This window comes from Paenibacillus sp. J22FR21 (assembly GCF_056269135.1).
Window position 1 is genome coordinate 564,451 of sequence record NZ_JBWDNJ010000001.1, and the last position, 19,161, is coordinate 583,611.

Genomic DNA, 19,161 nt, shown 5'->3' on the forward strand with positions numbered 1-19,161 from the left:
AATGTCAAATGAAGCTATGACACCGAAGCAAATTGTGACGGAGCTCGATAAATATATCGTTGGTCAGAAGCCGGCCAAACGTTCAGTAGCGGTCGCCCTGCGCAATCGTTACCGGAGAAGTCGTCTTGACGAAGCGATAAGAGACGAAATTGTTCCGAAGAATATTCTCATGATTGGACCTACAGGCGTTGGTAAAACAGAGATAGCAAGACGATTAGCGAAGCTGGTTAATGCACCGTTCGTTAAAGTGGAAGCTACCAAATTTACTGAAGTAGGTTATGTTGGCCGGGATGTGGAGTCCATGGTTCGCGATCTCGTGGAAACTTCGATTCGGATGGTTAAGCAAGAAAGAACCGAGAAGGTGAAGGATAAAGCGGAGAAACAAGCGAATGAGCGCATCGTAACGTTGCTGGTTCCTTCTGCAGCTAAACCCAAAAGCCAGAAGAATCCGCTGGAAATGCTCTTTGGCAGCACGCAAGGCACGAAGGAGCCGGAGGTTGAGCCTGAAGAGTCTGCTTCTGTTATCGAACGCCGCAAGCAAGTGAAGGAACAACTCGCTACCGGGAAGCTTGAGAATGAGATGATTGAAATTGAGGTAGAGGATAACTCGCCTAATATGCTGGATATGCTTGCAGGGCAAGGCAATGAAGGCATGGGAATGGGCGCTAACATGCAGGAGCTGTTCGGGCAATTGATGCCGAAGAAATCGAAGAAACGGAAGCTGCCGGTTAAGGAAGCCCGTAAGGCACTTACGCAGGAAGAGGCCAACAAACTAATCGACATGGATGATGTTATCACCGAATCAGTCAGCAGGGCAGAGCAGACCGGTATCATTTTCATAGACGAAATTGACAAAATCGCAAGCTCTTCAAGAGGTTCTGGGCCAGATGTTTCCCGTGAAGGCGTGCAGCGAGATATATTGCCAATCGTTGAAGGTTCGACAGTGATGACGAAGTATGGCCCAGTGAAAACAGACTACGTCCTGTTTATAGCTGCAGGTGCTTTCCACATGGCCAAACCATCGGATTTGATTCCGGAGCTTCAGGGACGATTCCCGATTCGTGTGGAATTGACGAATTTAACTTTGGAAGATTTTGTTAAGATTTTAACCGAGCCTAAGAATGCGTTAACCAAACAGTACACGGCACTTCTCGAAACGGAAGGGATTACAATTACCTTCTCCGAAGAAGCCATTCGTGAGCTTGCATCTATCGCAGCAGAAGTAAATAAAAATACAGAAAATATTGGCGCGCGTCGTCTTCATACGATTTTGGAGAAGCTGCTTGAAGATTTATCCTTTGAAGCGCCTGAGCTTTCTCTCGAAGAGCTGATTATCACTCCGGAGTATGTCCGTGAGAAATTAGGCAGCATTGCGAAAAACCGCGATTTAAGTCAATATATACTGTAAAGGACCGGTAAGGAAAGTAGGGGGCAAAAGTTAATGATTTTATTGGCAAAAACAAGAACGCTTAACCGTCTGCTGCAGCGTGCGGCAGGCGGAGCGCTCAATTTTCGTGAAATGGCAGAGGTGCTCTGCACAACGATTCAATCCGACGTGTTCGTCGTAAGCCGCAAAGGTAAAGTATTGGGCTGCGCGGCAGTAGGTCCATTCCAGCATGAACAGCTGCGGGCGCTGCCTGTCGCAGATTTGCGGTTTTCTATTGAAAGCAATGAACGGTTTATGAATATGCAAGAAACTGTCAATAATGTTTCCCCTGATGTAGGAATCAGCGAGTCATTCCCTATGATGGCGGGTCAGCGTAAGATGACAGTAGTGCCGATAGTTGGCGGCCGCGAGCGTATCGGGACGTTGATACTGCTTCGCAACGCAGAGCCTTTCGGTGATGATGAATTGATTTTAGCAGAATATGGAAGCACGATCGTTGGCATGGAGATTTTGCGTGAGCGAGCGGAGGAAATTGAACAAGAGGCAAGAAGCCGCACAGTTGTTGCGGTGGCGGTGGGTTCTCTCTCGTTTAGTGAACTTGAGGCCGTTGAGCATATTTTCGAAGAATTGGATGGCAAAGAAGGGCTTCTTGTCGCATCCAAAATCGCAGATCGGGTTGGAATCACCAGATCCGTAATCGTTAACGCACTTCGGAAATTGGAGAGTGCAGGCGTGATTGAAACACGTTCATTGGGGATGAAAGGAACTTACATTCGTATACTAAATACCCAGCTTCTCCAAGAGCTAAAAAAGAACAAAAATTAAAATATTAGACAGTTACATTACAAAATCATTCATAAACCAGTACAATAATCCCATTTCAAGGTCCTATCTTCGACAAAGATAGGGCTTTTTTCTTATTGTAATAAATTAGGAAAGTGAGGAAGATTAACTTGACGGAAAACTTCGACACAACTCTCTCATATTTTTAATAATTCTTTGTCGAAAGAAGGAGGAATGAGAGGGATTCTGTTGAATTAAATATATTACACAGAATGGAAAGTGGGGTTTTTCAGTGAACCTGTTGAATGGCCCTGAATTTAGTAGATTACAGGGTGCTATGAATGCTGCAGAAATGCGCCAACGCATCATCTCCAACAATATAGCGAATGTAGATACGCCGAAATTCAAGCGCTCTGAGGTTGTTTTCGAACAAATGCTGGAGCAAAGCATGGGCGGCAATAACTTCCAGATTATTGGTAAAAGAACGAATGGTCGCCATATTCCCATCGGTGCTTCATCCTCTGTTCCAGGGGCTCGAATCATTACGGACGAAACAAGCGTGATGAACAACGACATAAACAATGTCGATATTGATCGAGAAATGTCGCTTCTTGCGAAAAATCAATTGAACTATAATTATTATGTTCAACAGATAAATCACGAAGTGAAAATGATGAGATTAGGCATTGAAGGGAGAGCTTGAGTATGAGATTAACTAACGGATTTGATGCGAGTGCATCAGCTTTGACTGCTCAGCGGCTCCGAATGGACGTCATTTCCTCGAATATCGCGAATGCAGAAACGACGAGAGCGAATTTTGTGAACGGTCGTTATGAACCTTACAAACGTAAGTTGGTCGTCCTGGAACCGAACTCCAAATCATTCGCCGATGTACTAAACGGACAGTTGAACGGCAAAGCTTCTTCTCCGGGCGTTAAGGCATCACGCATTATTGAAGATCAGACGCCATCCAAGCTGGTTTATAATCCGAGCCATCCTGATGCTGACGAGAACGGTTATGTAAAAATGCCTAACGTCGACGTGCTGAAAGAGATGGTAGACATGATCTCTGCTTCTAGATCTTACGAAGCTAATGTTACGGCATTGAACGCAACCAAAGGGATGTTTATCAAAGCGCTTGAAATCGGTAAATAAACAGAGATAAAGCGGAGGGATACCATTGATTAACCCATTGTCATTGAATATGCTGCAATCGCAAAATGTTAAGCTTTTTGATTCAGGTATTGAGAAGACGGATGTGAATGCTCCAGCGGCTGCTTCCGCTTCAGACATGACGAAATCATTCAGTGATTTCCTGAAGAACGCATTGGATGGTGTCAGTGCCCAAGAGAAGAACGTACATACAATGACTGACCAATACTTAATAGGGAATGTGGATATATCGCAAGTTATGGTCGCCTCGCAACAAGCGGAGCTCGGCTTGCAGCTCACCTCACAAGTCCGCAACAAAGTGATCGAAGCTTATCAAGAGATAATGCGGATGCAAATCTAATAGCAGCAAGAGTGGCATTTAGAGCATAACAGTGAGGTGAAATTGTGAACGAGAAATTTGCCCAGTATCGAGCTAAAGTTGCTCAATATTGGAACGCAATGGAGAAGAGACAGAAGATTTGGCTGGGAGCCTCGGTAGGCGTACTTATTCTAACAATTGTATTACTAACCATGATTTTCTCGAGAGTGAGTTATGAAGTTGCTTTTCGCGATTTGGATAGTACGGATGCTGCAGCAGTTATGGAATACTTGGACACAAGCAAAATTCCTTACAAACTTGAAAACGGCGGACAGAGCATACTGGTTCCGACTGCGGATGCCGCAAAGGTCAAGATCGAAGCAGGCTCGCAGGGGATTGTTCGTAACGGTTCAATCGGACTCGATATTTTCAATGATACCAGTTCTATGTTCGGATCTACGGATCGTGAATTCGACGTTAAATTAAGAAACGCTTTGAATGGAGAAATTCAGCAACTGCTTAACGGCATGCAAGGCGTTCAGAAATCGAATGTTCTCGTAACGATACCGAATGAATCTCCGTTTATGACAGAAGAAGAGAAAGAACAGTCTTCTGCTGCAATTACGATGTCTTTCCGTCCGGGCTATCGACCGAGTCAGAAAGAAGTTGACGGCTACTATAATCTGGTTAAAAGCTCGATTCCTAATATCAAAATCGAGAACATAACGATTTCTAGCCCTGAAGGCGAATTGCTTGCCTCGGATGAGATCGGCGGTGCAGCCACTGGCGGAGATTTAATTGAGACCCACTATCAACTGCAACGAAAATATGAGAATGATCTAAAACAAAAAATCCAAACGTTCCTTGCACCAATGGTTGGCATGGAAGATTTGGTTGTCAATGTTTCCAGCTCGCTGAACTTTGAGAAGAAAGTTTCTGATCAGAATCTCGTAAGGCCGCTGGATAACAACAATAATAATGGCATTGTTGTCAGTGAAACTCAAAACAATAAAACTGCGACCGGCGCAGGCGGTGCGGGCGGGGTTGCAGGGACCGGCGAAACGGATGTTCCCGGGTATACGGCAGACCAAAGTGCTGGCAGCACCTCTGAAGAAAACAATCGGATAACTAATTACGAGTATGATAAGATTCATAATCAAATTGAATCAGGACCATATGCCATTAAGGACCTTTCTATTAGTATCGGCGTAGAGAAGAGTAAACTTAATGACGAATCCAAAAATGATATTAATAATTTCTTGATATCTCTCGTTCGCTCGCAATTGATAGAATCTGGTCAAGATGTTAATGATGACGCGTTACTTGCCAAAAAAGTTTCGATCATGGCACAAACTTTTGTCGACAATGGCAGTACTTCAACTTCTGCAATATTATCGACGGGCTGGTTAACCGCAATCGGACTTGCTGCTCTTGCTATCATTGGTGCACTTGGTTATGTCGTTGTAAGACGACGCAAACAAGCAGCTCAAGCGGAAGAGCTCGCAGCAAATCAAGCGAAAGTCGAATATCCGACAATCGATTTGGAAACTGTCCAAAACGAGAGTCAAGTACGCAAGCAGCTTGAAACACTTGCCAAGCGCAAACCAGAGGAATTTGTTAATTTGCTCCGGACTTGGCTTGTTGATGAATAGAGGTGGCCAAGATGGCAAGGATGCATGGATTCAGTGGTCGACAGAAAGCGGCAATATTGTTAATCTCGCTCGGGCCTGAAGTTTCCGCTCAAATCTTCAAGCATTTGAGAGAAGAAGAAATTGAACAGCTGACGCTGGAAATCGCTAATGTTCGCAAAGTAGATACGCTGGACAAAGAAACGATTCTAAATGATTTTCATCAAATCTGTGTTGCGCAAGAATATATTTCGCAAGGCGGCATTACCTACGCTCGTGAAATTCTTGAGAAAGCGCTCGGCGAAAGCAAGGCCATAGAAGTTATCAACCGCTTAACTGCGACATTGCAAGTTCGGCCTTTCGACTTTGCCCGCAAGGCGGAAGCGAGCCAAATTCTCAACTTCATTCAGAACGAGAATTCGCAAACGATCGCATTGGTGCTTTCTTACTTGCAAGCAGAACAGGCTTCTCAGATTCTTTCTTCCTTGCCTCAAGAGAAGCAAGCTGAGGTTGCTCGTCGCGTAGCGCTCATGGACAGCACTTCACCGGAAGTTATTTCGCAAGTGGAACGTATTCTCGAACAGAAGCTATCTGCTACCGTTACTCAAGATTACACAAGTGCGGGCGGTATTGAATCAATTGTTCAAATATTAAATGGTGTCGACCGCGGTACGGAACGTACGATCCTGGATGCGCTTGAAATTCAAGATCCGGAACTTGCCGAAGAAATCAAGAAAAGAATGTTCGTGTTCGAAGATATCGTCAATATCGACAATCGCTCGATCCAACGTATTATCCGCGACATCGAGAATGCCGATCTGCAGCTTGCGCTTAAAGTTGCAAGTGAAGAAGTTCGCGAAGCGATCTTCCGCAACATGTCCAAGCGAATGGCGGAGACATTCAAAGAAGAAATGGAATACATGGGACCTGTCCGGCTGCGTGACGTTGAGGAAGCTCAAACACGCATCGTAGCAACGATCCGTAGACTCGAAGAGTCCGGTGAAATCATCATCGCCCGCGGTGGAGGGGATGATATCATTGTCTAAGTTGTACAAATCTTCGCATGTCATTTCAGTAGAAGATTTAAAGCGGCTTGAATGGTATAACAAGTATGTTCAAACGCCTGCGCCTGACGAAGAGCAAAGCGAGCCTGTAGGACCAAGTGCAGAAACGCTTACCATGCGAGATCAAATCCTCGATGATGCTGAAGAATTCGCCAAGCAGCGCATTCAAGAAACTGGCGATCAGATTGAGACGATGCACGCAGAGGCAAATGCTCAAATTGACCAATGGTGGTTAGAACGTCGTCTGCAGGACGAACAGCTGATGGAGCAAATCCATCAAGAAGGTTACCGGCAGGGCTACGAAGAAGGCAAGGCGCAAGCCGAAGCGGAAGTACAGGCGCACTGGGAAGTGATGCTGACGGAAGCCAGATCGATTCTCGATTCTGCCTATGAAACTAAGGAACAAATCATCCAAGAAGCGGAACCCTTCGTTGTTGCACTCAGTACGGCAATTGCTGAGAAGATCATTCATAAGCAATTAACGGTTGATCCGAATTGGTCACTGGACATTATACGGAAGTCGTTGGAACGGCGCCGGGAGCAAGGTGTTATCACATTATGTGTTTCTCCTTTGCAACTTACGTTCGTACAGGCGGCGCGTGAAGAATTGTCGCTCGTCATTGATTCCCAAGCTGAATTGCAAATTGTACCGGATGTTTCGGTAAAGGAATTCGGCTGTGTCATCCGCTCATCATTTGGCAGCATCGATGCACGAATTGATACGCAGTTGACTGAAATAAAACGTGAACTCATCCAATTAGCACACCAAGCGGATGAACGAGGAGCAGCTGATGACAACTAATAGGTTGGATGTAGATCGCTACATTGAACACTTACGTCCAATTGATCCCGTTCGCGTCAATGGCAAAGTCACACAGGTTATCGGTTTAACCGTAGAATCCGAGGGACCAGACGCCAGTATCGGCGATGTTTGCTTGATCTATCCGGCCAAGTCTACGAAGCCGCTGAAAGCTGAGGTCGTCGGTTTCCGCAATAACAAGGTCATTCTAATGCCGTTAGGAGAGCTCCAATCCATTGGTCCGGGCTGCGATGTAGTAGGTACCGGCAAGCCTTTAACTGTACAGGTTGGTTCTGATCTGCTAGGTAAAGTGTTAGATGGTCTCGGTCAACCGTTAGACGGATCTTATATCTCGAGCCGTTTGCCGCATCATTCTACTCATAATCTGCCGAGCAATCCACTTTCAAGACCGAGAGTTAAAGATCCTCTCAGCATTGGTGTTCGTGCGATTGATGGCTTGTTAACAGTAGGGCAAGGACAGCGGGTTGGTATTTTTGCAGGCTCCGGTGTAGGGAAGAGTACACTTCTCGGCATGGTCGCAAGAAACACCTCGGCTGATGTCAACGTTATCGCATTGATCGGTGAACGTGGACGTGAGGTGCTTGAGTTCATGGAGAAGGATCTTGGACCCGAAGGACTGGCTCGCTCGGTGGTAATTGTTGCAACCTCTGATCAACCGGCATTAATTCGGATTAAAGGTGCGCTTATCGCCACGACCATCGCGGAATATTTCCGTGATCGAGGACTGAATGTCATGCTGATGATGGATTCCGTAACACGTTATGCAATGGCACTTCGTGAAGTGGGACTAGCCATCGGCGAACCTCCTGCAACAAGAGGTTATACACCTTCTGTATTTGCGAATCTGCCTAAGCTGCTAGAACGTGCAGGAACCGGTGAACGTGGTTCGATTACGGCATTCTACACCGTCCTAGTAGATGGTGATGATATGAATGAACCTATTGCCGACGCGGTTCGCGGAATACTAGACGGACATATCGTACTTAGCCGTGCTTTAGCACATAAAGGTCATTTTCCGGCAATTGATGTACTTCAATCGATTAGCCGGGTTATGAAGGAAATTGTGCCTGAAGAGCAGCAAGATGCAGCGAATGAACTGAAACGTTTGCTCTCTATTTATAAAGATTCGGAAGATCTGATCAATATTGGGGCGTACCAACGCGGGTCTAACGAAAAAATTGATCAAGCAATTGATTCTATCGATAATATCTGGTCCTTTACTCGTCAGAAAACGCACGAAAAGGTTGGCTATGAGGAATCAAAAAAGAGGCTCATTCACGAATTTCATGCCTCACACGGGAGATGAACCAGCTAGATGGCACGATTTCGTTACGCCTATCAAAAAATCGTTGACTTAAAAACAAGCGAGAAATCACAAGCAGAATGGCAATTGTCCGTTGTCGTCGGTGAGCTTCAGACGGAGGAACAATCACTCTCAAAGCTTCATCAGGACCGTTCCGAGTGGAGCGACCGTTTACAGCTTTCATCGAATCAAGCGGTGACGCTCTCGGAGCTTATGGTTATACAAGAGTACATTGATTATCTGGATATTTGCATCAGGCAGAAAATGATGGATATCAAGAAAGCTGAAGCTGCCGTCGAAGTGAAGCGGAATGAATTGTCTGAGCGAATGAAAGACGAGAAGGTATGGCAGAAATCGAAGGATAACGCGCGCCAGCGTTTCCAAGCAGACATGTTGCTTATCGAGCAGAATGAGCTTGATGAAATGGCATCTGTGCGGTTCATGTATGCAGCGCACTAACAGTTGAGATGTTTTGCGAATCGGGAGCCAATACCCGAGGGAGGGACTTATTTTGGCGGATTTGGATATGGAAAAGCAAGGGTACAGCGGGTTTGAGCGGTTTATGTTTTTCGTTACGCCGATCTTGTTTACACTCATTCTACTTGGCGTACTGGTCACTTTGTTTAATTTCGACTTGCGGAATAAGGCACTTGAAATCGGAAATACCGTTCCGTTCTTAAACAAAGTACTGCCGGAGCCTGCGACGGATGAGAATGCAGCTGCTGTTGATGAAGGCAAAATCAAAACGGAAAATACGACAGCTAAGATCAGCGAGCTGCGGGCGCAGCTCACTGTTAAAGAAACCGAACTCAGTAAGGCTGCAGATGAGAAAACGAGATTGTCGCTGCAGCTTAAAGATCTTCAAGCTCAAGTAGAGCAGCTCAAGCAAGATGGAACGCAGAAGGCGCTTGAGGATGCAGAGTACCAGAACAAAATCAATGAGCTTGCAGCCATGTACGGCAAGATTACGCCTAGCAAAGCGGCACCGATCCTAGAAAGCATGGAGATGGATGAAGCGGTGCTCGTACTGGATGCAATGAAACCGGATGATCGAGTTCGGGTACTTGAGAAGATGAATCCGAAGAAAGCTGCAGAAGCCACCGTGAAGTTGAAAGATGTGAAGACTGCGAAGGATCGTCAAATCGCTGCGCTGCAAGCCAGAATTAAGAAACAAGATTCGGCTGTGGCTCAACCAGAGATCGTTCTTAGCAAAGCACAGCTCAACACCACTTTCTCGACAATGGATCCTGCAAGTGCCGGAGAGTTGCTGCTTAAGATGGCGGATGTGAGTCCGAGTAAAGTACTTCGTATTCTAAACGCTGTTGACGATGCATCACGCTCCAAAATTATCGCGGAAATGTCAGGGTTAAACAAAGATATTACGGCACAATTAGTTTCCAAACTCATGTTAGGCAAATAACAGTTTGCTGAAGGAGGTGAAAACAATATGCAAATGCCAGTATCCAATGCTACACCTAGTGTTAATGCACCATCTGCAGTATCAGGCACATCGACTGCTAAAGGGACGGAAGGCAATGAGTTTAACCAGACCTTAGTTCAGACGCTTGCCGGTAACGGAGCCGGTTCGACTCCTGCACAGCCATCCAAAGAAGCAGCTGTCGTCTCCCAATTACCGGTGAATACGCTAGCCTCTCTGCTCGGCGACAATGTATCGGCTGCCGATCTGCTTGCTGCAATAGAAGAGCTTCTCAAGAAGCTTGACGCTGCAGACAGCGAAGAATTGGCTCAAACGACGACGGAAAGCAGTCTGAGTGACGCTTTGGTTCAATTAGACAATCTACTGAGTATGTTGTCTGGTATGCCAGCAACACAACCGGTACTTCCGCTAACAGCAAATCAGACAGCGGATAGTATTAGCACACCAAATGAAGGCGATTCAACCGGTGGGATCAATGAACTGCTAACTATCATTGCGGGATTGAATAATGGCCAAGCGATTGCAGCCAACATTCAAAGTCAGGCGGCTCAAACGACTACAGATGCTTCGAGCACAGAGTCGGCCAGTCTGGAAACTATCTCAGCATTGAAATCAGGCTTGCAGGATGCATTATCCGATTTGCGGTTACTCTTGCAAAAACAAAAAGGAAATGCAGCCGATCGCGAACAAAATGGTTTGGTTAGTAAGCAGCTGATTGCGCTTGAACAATTGATTACTGGGAAGAAATCGGAGTCGACTGTTCTAGCAGGAGCTCAGCCATCCAATCCATCAAACGAAATCGATACCGTACGAGCTTTGCAAACAGCGCCTGCTACAAATAATCATCTTCAGCGTATGGCGCACCAATTGCTTCATGTAGGACTAATGAAAGCAGCAACCAAGCCAGAAGCAGCTGAACAGTTCGATGTTGAACCTTTACAGTCGCTATCTGAGCCGAGCAGTATTAATCTAGCTCTATTGGCCGGCAATCAAGAATTGCAACGCCAAACGCAGACAGCAGCAAAGCAGTTGGTTGAACAGCCTGTTCCCATTCAACAATTTGCATCCACCATTCAAAAGATGGTTGTGAGTCAGTTCAATGTAACGGCAAGCAATGGCATGTCCAACGCGCAATTGACTTTATTCCCTGAGCATCTCGGACAAGTTAATGTCAACATCTCGATGCATAACGGTACACTGACTGCACAGTTTGTGACAGATTCCGTTCTTGCAAAGGATATGCTGGAGAATCAAATGGCACAGCTTCGCTCGTCACTGCTATCGCAGGGGATGCAAGTAGAGAAGCTTGAGGTAACGCAAGCTCCTGTATTACCGAATATGTTCCAAGAGCGACAAGGTCAAAGCGGAAGAGATCAAGGAACGTCCAAACGTCAATCCGGCGACGAGGCAATCGGAGAGATCGATTTTGATGCCGGTCTGGAAGAAGTGACTATGGAGCAAGCAGTTGACCGTGATCTAGGCTTAGGCCGGGGCATTCATACGAGAGCATAACCGTTCGCGGTTATGAATGATAACGATGAACCTGTAGATCGGAGGTGACGAGAAAAATGTCCGGTGATAATATTTCAACCCGCAACGTCTGGCCTTATTACAGTGCCAGCAATGTGCAAGCAGCAGCTGAGAAGAAAGCGGACACTTCCCTAGGCAAAGATGATTTCCTGCGGATTCTTGTAACGCAGCTGCAAAATCAAGACCCTATGCAGCCTTTACAGGATAAGGATTTCATCGCGCAGATGGCGCAATTCTCTTCTGTCGAGCAGCTGGTTAACATGTCAGACCAGTTAACGATGCTTCGTCAAAACCTTGGAATGGCTTCCAGTATGATCGGTAAGGAAGTTCAATGGTATGAGTATGCCGATACCGGCGAGATGCTTGCAGTAACCGGTAATGTCGATTCCATTATTATTAAAGATAAAGCACAATACGCAAGAATCGGCGATAAGGATATCAAGCTGGATGACATCGTATCGATCGCTGATCAAGGCGGTGAATCTGCCGGTGGATGATATCTTAAAGATCGGACATTTACGTTTAACAGGTAACAGTCAGATTCGTAAACCGAACCAGCAGGAAAGCACGGCAGCCAATACAGCATCATTTAAAGAAGTATTGGACCGTAATGTGCTTAAATTTAGCAATCATGCCGAAATACGCATGGCGCAGCGCGGTATCACATTCAAACCGGAAACGATTTCCAAAATCGTAAACGCAATCGATCAGGCTGCTGCAAAGGGTGCGAAGGATTCGCTCGTCGTTTATCGGGATATCGCGATGATTGTCAATGTTCCAAGTCGTACTGTCATCACCGCAATGGACGGCAATTCACTCCAAGGCAATGTATTCACTCAAATCGACAGTGCAGTCATTGTTTCTTAATCGGCTGGACCTTCTTATCGGAAGCCGAAGAGTCGTGGATCGACTGAAGCGACTCACACGATAGACTTCTTTTGCAAGGCAGAGTAACTGTACTTACACCATTAGGAGGTTGACAATTCATGTTAAGATCAATGTACTCGGGCGTTTCAGGCATGCGTGGTTTTCAAACGAAGCTAGACGTCATCGGTAATAATATTGCGAACGTAAATACGGTAGGCTTCAAAGCGGGCCGCGTTATGTTCAAAGATATTCTGAGCCAAACGGTTTCCGGCGTAACGCGTCCTGAAGAAGGAACGACGGGCGGTGTTAATGCGAAACAGGTGGGCCTTGGTGTCGCCATTGCTTCGATTGACACGATCCACACACCGGGTAGTGCAATGACCACCAATGTTCCTACAGACGTTCGAATTGATGGCGATGGATTCTTCGCGGTTTCCCCATCAGCTGACGGTGCTGAAGCTCCTTACCTGACTCGCGCAGGTAACTTCACTCTGGATGCAGCAGGTCAACTCGTCAATGGCGACGGGATGTTTGTACTGGATTCTAACGGTGGACCGATCGTACTCGATCCAGCTGAGGTTAAATCCTTCACAATCTCACAAGATGGCTCCATCATCTCGGTTGGTGCAGACGGCCAAAGCCAACCATCAGGCTTCCAGCTCGGAGTAGTGAAAGTTACGAACCCGAACGGACTTGAGAAAATCGGAGGCAACCTTTACCGGATGACGCCAAATGCGAATGTTGACGGTGAAGTTGTCATGACTACAGCAGGTGACGCAGAGGCAGGAACAGGCGCAATTATTGCCGGTCAACTCGAGATGTCAAATGTTGATTTGACATCAGAATTCACCGAAATGATTGTCGCGCAGCGTGGATTCCAAGCTAACTCTCGAATTATTACGACTTCTGACGAGATTCTGCAAGAGGTTGTTAATTTGAAACACTAGGTGAATAACCGAAGGGGAGGCCAACCTGCCTCCCTCCTAGTTTAAGGAGGAAGTTCATGATCGCAGTAAAGCGTTTGAACGGAAAGACATTACATATTAACGCGCTCCTTATCGAGCAAGTTGAAGAAACACCCGATACATTGATTACCTTAACGACTGGAAAGAAAATATTGGTATTGGAGAAAGCTGATGAAGTCATTGCCTCCATACAGTCGTATCTTCGCGCAATAGGCGTTTATGCGGCTACCATTAAGAGTGAACATTCGGAGGGACCCTCGACATGAAAAAAATGCTGCCCTGGCTGATTACCATCTTACTTGCTATCACATTAATAGCTATCGTAGCTGTTATTCTGTACAACTCCCTGATGGGTGGGGAAGATCCGAAGGACTCTGCCGGCAAAGCGGCTAATAATGCAGAAGCCGTAAAGGTGGTCAAACTGACTGCGGATGAACGGGTGAAATTAACCAGTGAAATTGCGGATATTAAAACAAACCTGGCGGACCCGGAATACATCGCGGTACTTGGGCTTGCTTTTCAATTAGATGAGAAATCAACGAAAGAAGATTTCGATAAAATTAAAGACATTCAAATCAAACCTATCATTATTCGTACACTGTCCGACATGAAGCCAGATGAAGTTAAAGGTTCTGCTGGTAAAGACGAGCTGTGTGCCAAGCTGCTGAATTTGATCAATCAGGAGCTGCCGGAAGGCAAGCTCATTAAGGTACAGGTAACAAACTTTATCGTGACGACGCTGTAGTCATTAGTTTTCAACATGACGCATTCCTTGAAGGGGGTGAAATAATTGGTTGATGTTCTGTCGCAGAACGAGATTGATGCGTTGCTCGCTGCTTTATCATCCGGTGAAATGGATGCAGAAGAATTAAAAAAGGAAGACACGCAGAAGAAAATTCGTGTATATGAATTCAAACGTGCGGTCCGTTTCTCGAAGGATCATATCCGAAGTTTAACTCGGATACACGAAAACTTCGCGCGATACTTAACCACCTATTTCTCAGCACAGCTTCGTACATTTGTACAAATAAGTGTCGTTCAAGTCGAACAGCTGCCATATGACGAATTTATCCGCTCGATTCCTAAGATGACGATTCTTAATATTTTTGAGGCGGAACCTTTAGAAGGCAGAATGGTACTTGAGGTTCATCCGAACGTTGCTTATGCAATGCTGGATCGTTTGTTAGGTGGACAAGGATTAGCGCCTTCCAAGATCAACGCACTGACTGAAATCGAAACGAATATTATGGAACGAATCTTCAGCAGAGCATTTGAGAGTCTGCAGGAGGCTTGGAAGACGATTATTGATATTTCGCCTCGGATGGAAGCATTAGAGACGAATCCGCAGTTTATGCAGATCGTTTCACCGAACGAAACAATAGCACTGATATCGCTTAGCACCAAGATCGGTGATACGACCGGGATGATTAATTTATGTATCCCGCACGTCGTTATCGAGCCGATCATGCCAAGACTATCCGTACATCATTGGTTCGTGTCCCAGAAGAAGACAAGGGCGCCTGAGGAAATAGAGGTCCTGAAGCAACGTGTAACGAAAGCGAAGTTGCCGATCGTCTGTGAACTAGGTGCATCCAGTATTTCGATTCGCGAGTTTCTCGGACTTTCGGTCGGAGATGTGATTTCGCTTAGTAAACCAATAGATCAAGGGCTTGACATTAAAGTCGGGGATAAGCTGAAATTTATCGGCAGTCCAGGGTCGGTTAAAGATCGAATGGCCGTTCAAATTGATCAAATCCTCACAGAAGGAGTGGAAGAAGAGTATGACGAGTAAAGATTACTTATCACAAGAAGAAATCGATGCCTTGCTGCGTCAGACTGCCGATGAGCCCGAGATGCCGGAGTCATTTAACCGGGAGCAAGAACTAAATAATTATCTGAGCTCTATCGAGCAGGATGCACTTGGTGAAATCGGTAATATAACATTCGGAAGCGCTGCAACTGCTCTTTCAACACTGCTTGGAAGAAAAGTAGATATTACAACTCCAAAAGTATCATTGATCAGACGCAGTGAGCTCGATGATGAATTTCCGAAGCCGCACGTAGCCGTATCTGTTAGCTATGTCGATGGGTTCCAAGGGATCAACTCTCTTGTGATTAAAACCAAAGATGCGCAAACCATCGCGGATTTAATGCTTGGCGGTGAAGGAAAGCTGCTTGGTTCAGAGCTGAATGAAATTCACATCAGTGCTGTGCAAGAAGCGATGAATCAGATGATGGGCTCATCAGCGACATCGATGTCTACCATCTTCAACCGTTTTGTAAACATATCACCGCCTGGTATCGATATTTTGGATATTAACAGTGGATCAGGCGTCGAGAAGCTTCCTCCGGACGATCTCTTCATTAAAGTATCGTTCCGCTTGGCTATCGGCGACTTAATTGATTCTACCATTATGCAACTGCTGCCGATTTCGTTTGCGAAAGAAATGGTAGACACGCTGATGGGAGGAACATTTGCAGAATCTACGCCAGCTCCAGCACCGGCTCCAGCGGCTATTCATACACCTGCACCTGCAGCAACACCGGTATCTGCTCCAGCACCTGTACACACACCGCCTCCGGCGGCCTATATACCGGAACCGCCTGCAGCTCATATGCCGCCTCCAGGTGCTCATATGGCGCCTCCAGCTGCTTATATGCAGCCTCCGATGCCGCAGTATGCAGCACCGCCGGCGGGACCGCAAACTTATGGTGCCGCTGCGAACCGCAATGTGAATGTACAGCCTGTACAATTCGCTAATTTCCAAGGCGCGCCGTATGTGCAAACAGAGGATTCAAATTTAAATTTATTGCTCGACATACCGCTAAAGGTCACAGTAGAATTAGGGAGAACTCAGAAGCAAATCAAGGATATCCTTGAATTGTCGCAAGGGTCGATCATTGAGCTGGACAAGCTGGCAGGGGAACCGGTTGATATCTTGGTTAATAACAAACTAATCGCCAAAGGCGAGGTAGTCGTTATCGATGAGAATTTCGGTGTCCGAGTCACAGATATCGTAAGCCAATGGGACCGTATCCAAAAATTACAATAACACCTTAGGGGGAAGAAACGATGGCAAATCGCATTTTAATCGTAGACGACGCAGCATTTATGAGAATGATGATCCGCGACATACTTACAAAGAACGGATATGAAGTAGTTGGGGAAGCACAAGACGGTGCACAAGCGATTGAGAAGTACAAAGAATTGAAACCGGACCTAATTACTATGGATATCACAATGCCGGAGATGGACGGTATCGTTGCATTGAAAGAAATCAAGAAACTGGATGGCAATGCAAAAGTGATTATGTGTTCTGCAATGGGACAACAAGCTATGGTTATCGATGCCATCCAAGCCGGTGCAAAAGACTTCATCGTTAAACCTTTCCAGGCTGACCGCGTTATTGAAGCGATCAAGAAAACGCTAGGTTAATAGAATGAAGTTAGTACAAGGTGTTCGACTTGCTGCTATGGCTGTCTCCGGCTGGCTTTTGACAGCAAGTCTTGCGTCAGCAGAGCTAAGTGGTGATGAAGATAAGCCGGTAATCGGAACGAGTATCGGATATTACATCTGGGTCATCATTGCGCTCATGCTGGTCGTCGGATTAATCATTCTCGTAATTAAGTGGCTTTCCAATCGTAATCGTGGTTGGGGGACCAATCGGGCGCTTCGATCACTTGGAGGCATTCCGCTTGGTCAGAATAAATCATTGCAAGTGGTTGAGCTCTCCGGCAGAGTTTACGTTGTTGGAGTTGGTGAAGATATCACCCTTCTTGATAAAATCGATGACCTCGAAACGGCATCGGCTATATTGGAAGCGATTGATCAACAGAACGGCCGTACTTGGCATACACCGACTTTGACAGATTTTATAGGTCGATTCCGTAAAAGCAACAAGGCGGATGAGCCAACGAGCGAACCTTGGCAAGCTGCAACTTCTTTCAAGGAGCTGCTCAATAACGGGATGAGACGCCAGTCGGATCAGAAGCAGAAGGTAGAAGACCTGCTAAAAGAGCAAAATCAAAATGATCGGTTGTTGGACGAATGAACAAAAAACTATTACTAGCGGTTATTGCAGTACAACTGTTCACCTTGTTGTTTCACGCCCACGCCTTTGCAGAGCCGCTGCCTAATGTCAGCGTAAGCATTGGAGACAGCGGCAGTGAAACGCCTGGAACGAGTGCGCTTTCCCTATTACTGATGATCACCGTTTTAAGTGTAGCTCCGGCCATTCTCGTATTAATGACCAGTTTCACTAGAATCGTAATCGTACTAGGATTCGTCCGAACCTCACTCGGAACACAGCAAATGCCTCCGAATCAAGTACTGATTGGGCTTGCAATGTTTCTCACCTTCTTCATCATGGCGCCAACCTTAAGTTCAGTTAACCAAGTAGCTCTTCAGCCTTATCTCAAAGGGGAATTGACTCAAACCGAAGCGCTTAACAAAGCTGCTGTACCCATGAAGCGTTTCATGATGAAGCAAACGAGAGATAAAGACTTACTTTTATTTTTGAAATATACGAAGACAGAGAAGCCGAAGTCCGTTGAGGATGTTCCCATTACGATTATGGTTCCGGCGTACGCACTAAGTGAGCTTCGAACTTCATTTCAGATGGGATTCATGATATTCATTCCGTTTCTCATTATTGACATGGTGGTCGCCAGTACGCTCATGGCAATGGGGATGATGATGCTTCCACCGGTTATGATCTCACTGCCGTTTAAGATTTTACTATTCGTGCTGGTAGATGGCTGGTACCTGATCGTTAAGTCGTTGCTATTAAGTTTTAATCCGTAGGTTCTGCCAGGAAGGAGTACATACATGAGTACTGACTTCATCATCGCCTTAGCCGGACAGGCAGTATATACGGTACTGAAAGCGAGTGCCCCAATGCTCTTAGTCGGACTTGTAGTAGGCTTGATCGTTAGTATTTTCCAAGCTACTACACAGATTCAGGAGCAGACACTAGCATTCGTTCCTAAGGTGGCGGCGGTGTTGCTTTCCATCTTGTTATTCGGGCCGTGGATATTGAATACATTGGTCGATTTCACTTACAACCTGCTGAATAACTTGTATAAATACATCGGATAGGCTGTGGATCGATGGAGTTGTTTCTTCAAGGATTCCCTATTTTTTTGCTTATTTTTTGTCGAATTACAGCGTTTTTCGTCGTAGCGCCAATATTTTCGACTCGAAATGTGCCGAATACGTTTAAATTGGGATTCTGTTTTTTTATCTCGTTGCTTGTTTTTTTAACTTATGGGCTTAAACAAACGATCGTCCCCGATGCGGATTATGTATTAGCGATCATTCGAGAGATTTTGGCAGGTGCCTTGCTCGGATTTGCAGCTTATCTGTTTTTTACAATTGTAAATACGGCAGGCAGCTTGATCGATATGCAAATGGGCTTTGGTATGGCCAACATTATTGACCCGATGACAGGTGTTTCTGCACCGCTTATGGGTAACTTCAAAGGGATGATCGCAACCCTCGTTTTCTTATCGATAAATGGTCATCATTACTTGCTATCCGCTTTACTGCAAAGCTATGAATGGGTTCCTCTAACGAATACGTTGTTTGCCCACGTTAGTAGTGGGAGCATAACGAGTTATTTGACAGGCATGTTCGGACAAACGTTTCTGCTTGCCGTTCAGATGTCAGCACCATTAGTGGTTGCGATGTTCTTAACGGACGTTGGGCTTGGTTTTCTTGCGCGGACAGCGCCGCAGTACAATGTGTTTGTCATTGGGATTCCGATCAAGATTTTAGTCGGCTTTCTCATGTTGGCTGTTATGATGCCAGGTCTGGTCATCCTGTATGAGCACTTGTTTGAACAGATGTTCACTGCCATGCGGAAGCTATTCGACATTTTGCAAGGTCCTGCAGCTTAGGTAGGAG

At 45.9% G+C, this 19,161-nt stretch carries 24 protein-coding genes; all 24 read left to right on the top strand.

All coding sequences use genetic code 11. From position 1 onward, the window contains the following. Window position 1 precedes the first annotated feature (1 nt). Window positions 2-1,408: an ATP-dependent protease ATPase subunit HslU gene (gene hslU / locus AC0YNS_RS02875; protein WP_475779524.1), complete on the top strand. Its 1,407-nt coding sequence runs from the start codon at window positions 2-4 to the stop codon at window positions 1,406-1,408. 33 nt (window positions 1,409-1,441) lie between these two features. Next, window positions 1,442-2,212, top strand: coding sequence for a GTP-sensing pleiotropic transcriptional regulator CodY (gene codY / locus AC0YNS_RS02880; RefSeq protein ID WP_475779525.1), 771 nt, complete (start codon window positions 1,442-1,444; stop codon window positions 2,210-2,212). 250 nt (window positions 2,213-2,462) lie between these two features. Then, window positions 2,463-2,873 carry a flagellar basal body rod protein FlgB gene (flgB, locus tag AC0YNS_RS02885; RefSeq protein WP_475779526.1) on the top strand — a complete coding sequence of 137 codons (411 nt, stop codon included), beginning with the start codon at window positions 2,463-2,465 and terminating at the stop codon, window positions 2,871-2,873. Window positions 2,874-2,875: 2 nt separating this feature from the next. Further along, window positions 2,876-3,325, top strand: a complete 450-nt coding sequence (gene flgC, locus AC0YNS_RS02890) for a flagellar basal body rod protein FlgC (RefSeq protein WP_475779527.1) — start codon at window positions 2,876-2,878, stop codon at window positions 3,323-3,325. Window positions 3,326-3,374: 49 nt separating this feature from the next. Then, window positions 3,375-3,683 carry a flagellar hook-basal body complex protein FliE gene (gene fliE / locus AC0YNS_RS02895; RefSeq protein WP_475780092.1) on the top strand — a complete coding sequence of 103 codons (309 nt, stop codon included), beginning with the start codon at window positions 3,375-3,377 and terminating at the stop codon, window positions 3,681-3,683. 44 nt (window positions 3,684-3,727) lie between these two features. Beyond that, complete coding sequence (gene fliF, locus AC0YNS_RS02900) at window positions 3,728-5,293, top strand: flagellar basal-body MS-ring/collar protein FliF (protein WP_475779528.1); 1,566 nt, start codon at window positions 3,728-3,730, stop codon at window positions 5,291-5,293. A gap of 11 nt (window positions 5,294-5,304) precedes the next feature. Further along, window positions 5,305-6,315, top strand: a complete 1,011-nt coding sequence (gene fliG, locus AC0YNS_RS02905) for a flagellar motor switch protein FliG (RefSeq protein WP_475779529.1) — start codon at window positions 5,305-5,307, stop codon at window positions 6,313-6,315. Beyond that, entirely contained in the window at window positions 6,308-7,135 is an 828-nt protein-coding gene (locus tag AC0YNS_RS02910) for a FliH/SctL family protein (RefSeq protein WP_475779530.1), read from the top strand. Before fliG ends, AC0YNS_RS02910 begins: the two co-directional genes overlap by 8 nt. Then, on the top strand, window positions 7,125-8,459 hold the full coding sequence (gene fliI, locus AC0YNS_RS02915) for a flagellar protein export ATPase FliI (protein ID WP_475779531.1): 1,335 nt from the start codon (window positions 7,125-7,127) through the stop codon (window positions 8,457-8,459). The genes AC0YNS_RS02910 and fliI overlap by 11 nt, the downstream gene beginning before the upstream one ends. 9 nt (window positions 8,460-8,468) lie before the next feature. After that, complete coding sequence (gene fliJ, locus AC0YNS_RS02920; protein WP_475779532.1) at window positions 8,469-8,915, top strand: flagellar export protein FliJ; 447 nt, start codon at window positions 8,469-8,471, stop codon at window positions 8,913-8,915. Window positions 8,916-8,967: 52 nt separating this feature from the next. Continuing rightward, window positions 8,968-9,876, top strand: coding sequence for a MotE family protein (locus AC0YNS_RS02925; RefSeq protein ID WP_475779533.1), 909 nt, complete (start codon window positions 8,968-8,970; stop codon window positions 9,874-9,876). 27 nt (window positions 9,877-9,903) lie between these two features. Continuing rightward, window positions 9,904-11,406, top strand: coding sequence for a flagellar hook-length control protein FliK (locus AC0YNS_RS02930; protein ID WP_475779534.1), 1,503 nt, complete (start codon window positions 9,904-9,906; stop codon window positions 11,404-11,406). A 56-nt stretch (window positions 11,407-11,462) separates the two neighbouring features. Beyond that, window positions 11,463-11,921, top strand: a complete 459-nt coding sequence (locus AC0YNS_RS02935; protein ID WP_475779535.1) for a flagellar hook capping FlgD N-terminal domain-containing protein — start codon at window positions 11,463-11,465, stop codon at window positions 11,919-11,921. After that, complete coding sequence (locus tag AC0YNS_RS02940) at window positions 11,872-12,291, top strand: TIGR02530 family flagellar biosynthesis protein (RefSeq protein WP_475779536.1); 420 nt, start codon at window positions 11,872-11,874, stop codon at window positions 12,289-12,291. The genes AC0YNS_RS02935 and AC0YNS_RS02940 overlap by 50 nt, the downstream gene beginning before the upstream one ends. A gap of 119 nt (window positions 12,292-12,410) precedes the next feature. Next, window positions 12,411-13,238, top strand: coding sequence for a flagellar basal body rod protein FlgG (gene flgG / locus AC0YNS_RS02945; protein ID WP_210661496.1), 828 nt, complete (start codon window positions 12,411-12,413; stop codon window positions 13,236-13,238). Window positions 13,239-13,294: 56 nt separating this feature from the next. Beyond that, window positions 13,295-13,522, top strand: coding sequence for a flagellar FlbD family protein (locus AC0YNS_RS02950; RefSeq protein WP_475779537.1), 228 nt, complete (start codon window positions 13,295-13,297; stop codon window positions 13,520-13,522). Then, window positions 13,519-14,001 carry a flagellar basal body-associated FliL family protein gene (locus tag AC0YNS_RS02955; RefSeq protein ID WP_475779538.1) on the top strand — a complete coding sequence of 161 codons (483 nt, stop codon included), beginning with the start codon at window positions 13,519-13,521 and terminating at the stop codon, window positions 13,999-14,001. Before AC0YNS_RS02950 ends, AC0YNS_RS02955 begins: the two co-directional genes overlap by 4 nt. A 45-nt stretch (window positions 14,002-14,046) precedes the next feature. Beyond that, entirely contained in the window at window positions 14,047-15,048 is a 1,002-nt protein-coding gene (gene fliM, locus AC0YNS_RS02960; RefSeq protein ID WP_475779539.1) for a flagellar motor switch protein FliM, read from the top strand. Then, a complete protein-coding gene (fliY, locus tag AC0YNS_RS02965; RefSeq protein WP_475779540.1) occupies window positions 15,038-16,309 on the top strand; it encodes a flagellar motor switch phosphatase FliY in 1,272 nt (423 codons plus the stop codon). The genes fliM and fliY overlap by 11 nt, the downstream gene beginning before the upstream one ends. 20 nt (window positions 16,310-16,329) lie before the next feature. After that, window positions 16,330-16,692: a response regulator gene (locus AC0YNS_RS02970; protein WP_091218732.1), complete on the top strand. Its 363-nt coding sequence runs from the start codon at window positions 16,330-16,332 to the stop codon at window positions 16,690-16,692. Between the two features lie 4 nt (window positions 16,693-16,696). Next, on the top strand, window positions 16,697-17,308 hold the full coding sequence (locus AC0YNS_RS02975; RefSeq protein WP_475779541.1) for a flagellar biosynthetic protein FliO: 612 nt from the start codon (window positions 16,697-16,699) through the stop codon (window positions 17,306-17,308). After that, window positions 17,305-18,060 carry a flagellar type III secretion system pore protein FliP gene (fliP, locus tag AC0YNS_RS02980; RefSeq protein ID WP_475779542.1) on the top strand — a complete coding sequence of 252 codons (756 nt, stop codon included), beginning with the start codon at window positions 17,305-17,307 and terminating at the stop codon, window positions 18,058-18,060. The genes AC0YNS_RS02975 and fliP overlap by 4 nt, the downstream gene beginning before the upstream one ends. A gap of 24 nt (window positions 18,061-18,084) precedes the next feature. Beyond that, window positions 18,085-18,354 (top strand): flagellar biosynthesis protein FliQ, encoded by a 270-nt coding sequence (gene fliQ / locus AC0YNS_RS02985; protein ID WP_475779543.1) that lies wholly within the window; start codon window positions 18,085-18,087, stop codon window positions 18,352-18,354. Between the two features lie 11 nt (window positions 18,355-18,365). Continuing rightward, a complete protein-coding gene (gene fliR, locus AC0YNS_RS02990; RefSeq protein ID WP_475779544.1) occupies window positions 18,366-19,154 on the top strand; it encodes a flagellar biosynthetic protein FliR in 789 nt (262 codons plus the stop codon). Window positions 19,155-19,161 lie beyond the last annotated feature (7 nt).

Coding starts and splice junctions, on each gene's coding strand:
- flgC (WP_475779527.1), top strand. CDS start 2,876: ATGAGATTAACTAACGGATTTGATGCGAGTGCATCAGCTTTGACTGCT.
- flgG (WP_210661496.1), top strand. CDS start 12,411: ATGTTAAGATCAATGTACTCGGGCGTTTCAGGCATGCGTGGTTTTCAA.
- fliQ (WP_475779543.1), top strand. CDS start 18,085: ATGAGTACTGACTTCATCATCGCCTTAGCCGGACAGGCAGTATATACG.
- fliR (WP_475779544.1), top strand. CDS start 18,366: ATGGAGTTGTTTCTTCAAGGATTCCCTATTTTTTTGCTTATTTTTTGT.
- AC0YNS_RS02970 (WP_091218732.1), top strand. CDS start 16,330: ATGGCAAATCGCATTTTAATCGTAGACGACGCAGCATTTATGAGAATG.
- AC0YNS_RS02935 (WP_475779535.1), top strand. CDS start 11,463: ATGTCCGGTGATAATATTTCAACCCGCAACGTCTGGCCTTATTACAGT.
- AC0YNS_RS02930 (WP_475779534.1), top strand. CDS start 9,904: ATGCAAATGCCAGTATCCAATGCTACACCTAGTGTTAATGCACCATCT.
- fliI (WP_475779531.1), top strand. CDS start 7,125: ATGACAACTAATAGGTTGGATGTAGATCGCTACATTGAACACTTACGT.
- AC0YNS_RS02955 (WP_475779538.1), top strand. CDS start 13,519: ATGAAAAAAATGCTGCCCTGGCTGATTACCATCTTACTTGCTATCACA.
- fliJ (WP_475779532.1), top strand. CDS start 8,469: ATGGCACGATTTCGTTACGCCTATCAAAAAATCGTTGACTTAAAAACA.
- fliG (WP_475779529.1), top strand. CDS start 5,305: ATGGCAAGGATGCATGGATTCAGTGGTCGACAGAAAGCGGCAATATTG.
- AC0YNS_RS02950 (WP_475779537.1), top strand. CDS start 13,295: ATGATCGCAGTAAAGCGTTTGAACGGAAAGACATTACATATTAACGCG.
- fliY (WP_475779540.1), top strand. CDS start 15,038: ATGACGAGTAAAGATTACTTATCACAAGAAGAAATCGATGCCTTGCTG.
- AC0YNS_RS02940 (WP_475779536.1), top strand. CDS start 11,872: ATGACATCGTATCGATCGCTGATCAAGGCGGTGAATCTGCCGGTGGAT.
- fliE (WP_475780092.1), top strand. CDS start 3,375: ATGCTGCAATCGCAAAATGTTAAGCTTTTTGATTCAGGTATTGAGAAG.
- codY (WP_475779525.1), top strand. CDS start 1,442: ATGATTTTATTGGCAAAAACAAGAACGCTTAACCGTCTGCTGCAGCGT.
- AC0YNS_RS02975 (WP_475779541.1), top strand. CDS start 16,697: ATGAAGTTAGTACAAGGTGTTCGACTTGCTGCTATGGCTGTCTCCGGC.
- hslU (WP_475779524.1), top strand. CDS start 2: ATGTCAAATGAAGCTATGACACCGAAGCAAATTGTGACGGAGCTCGAT.
- fliP (WP_475779542.1), top strand. CDS start 17,305: ATGAACAAAAAACTATTACTAGCGGTTATTGCAGTACAACTGTTCACC.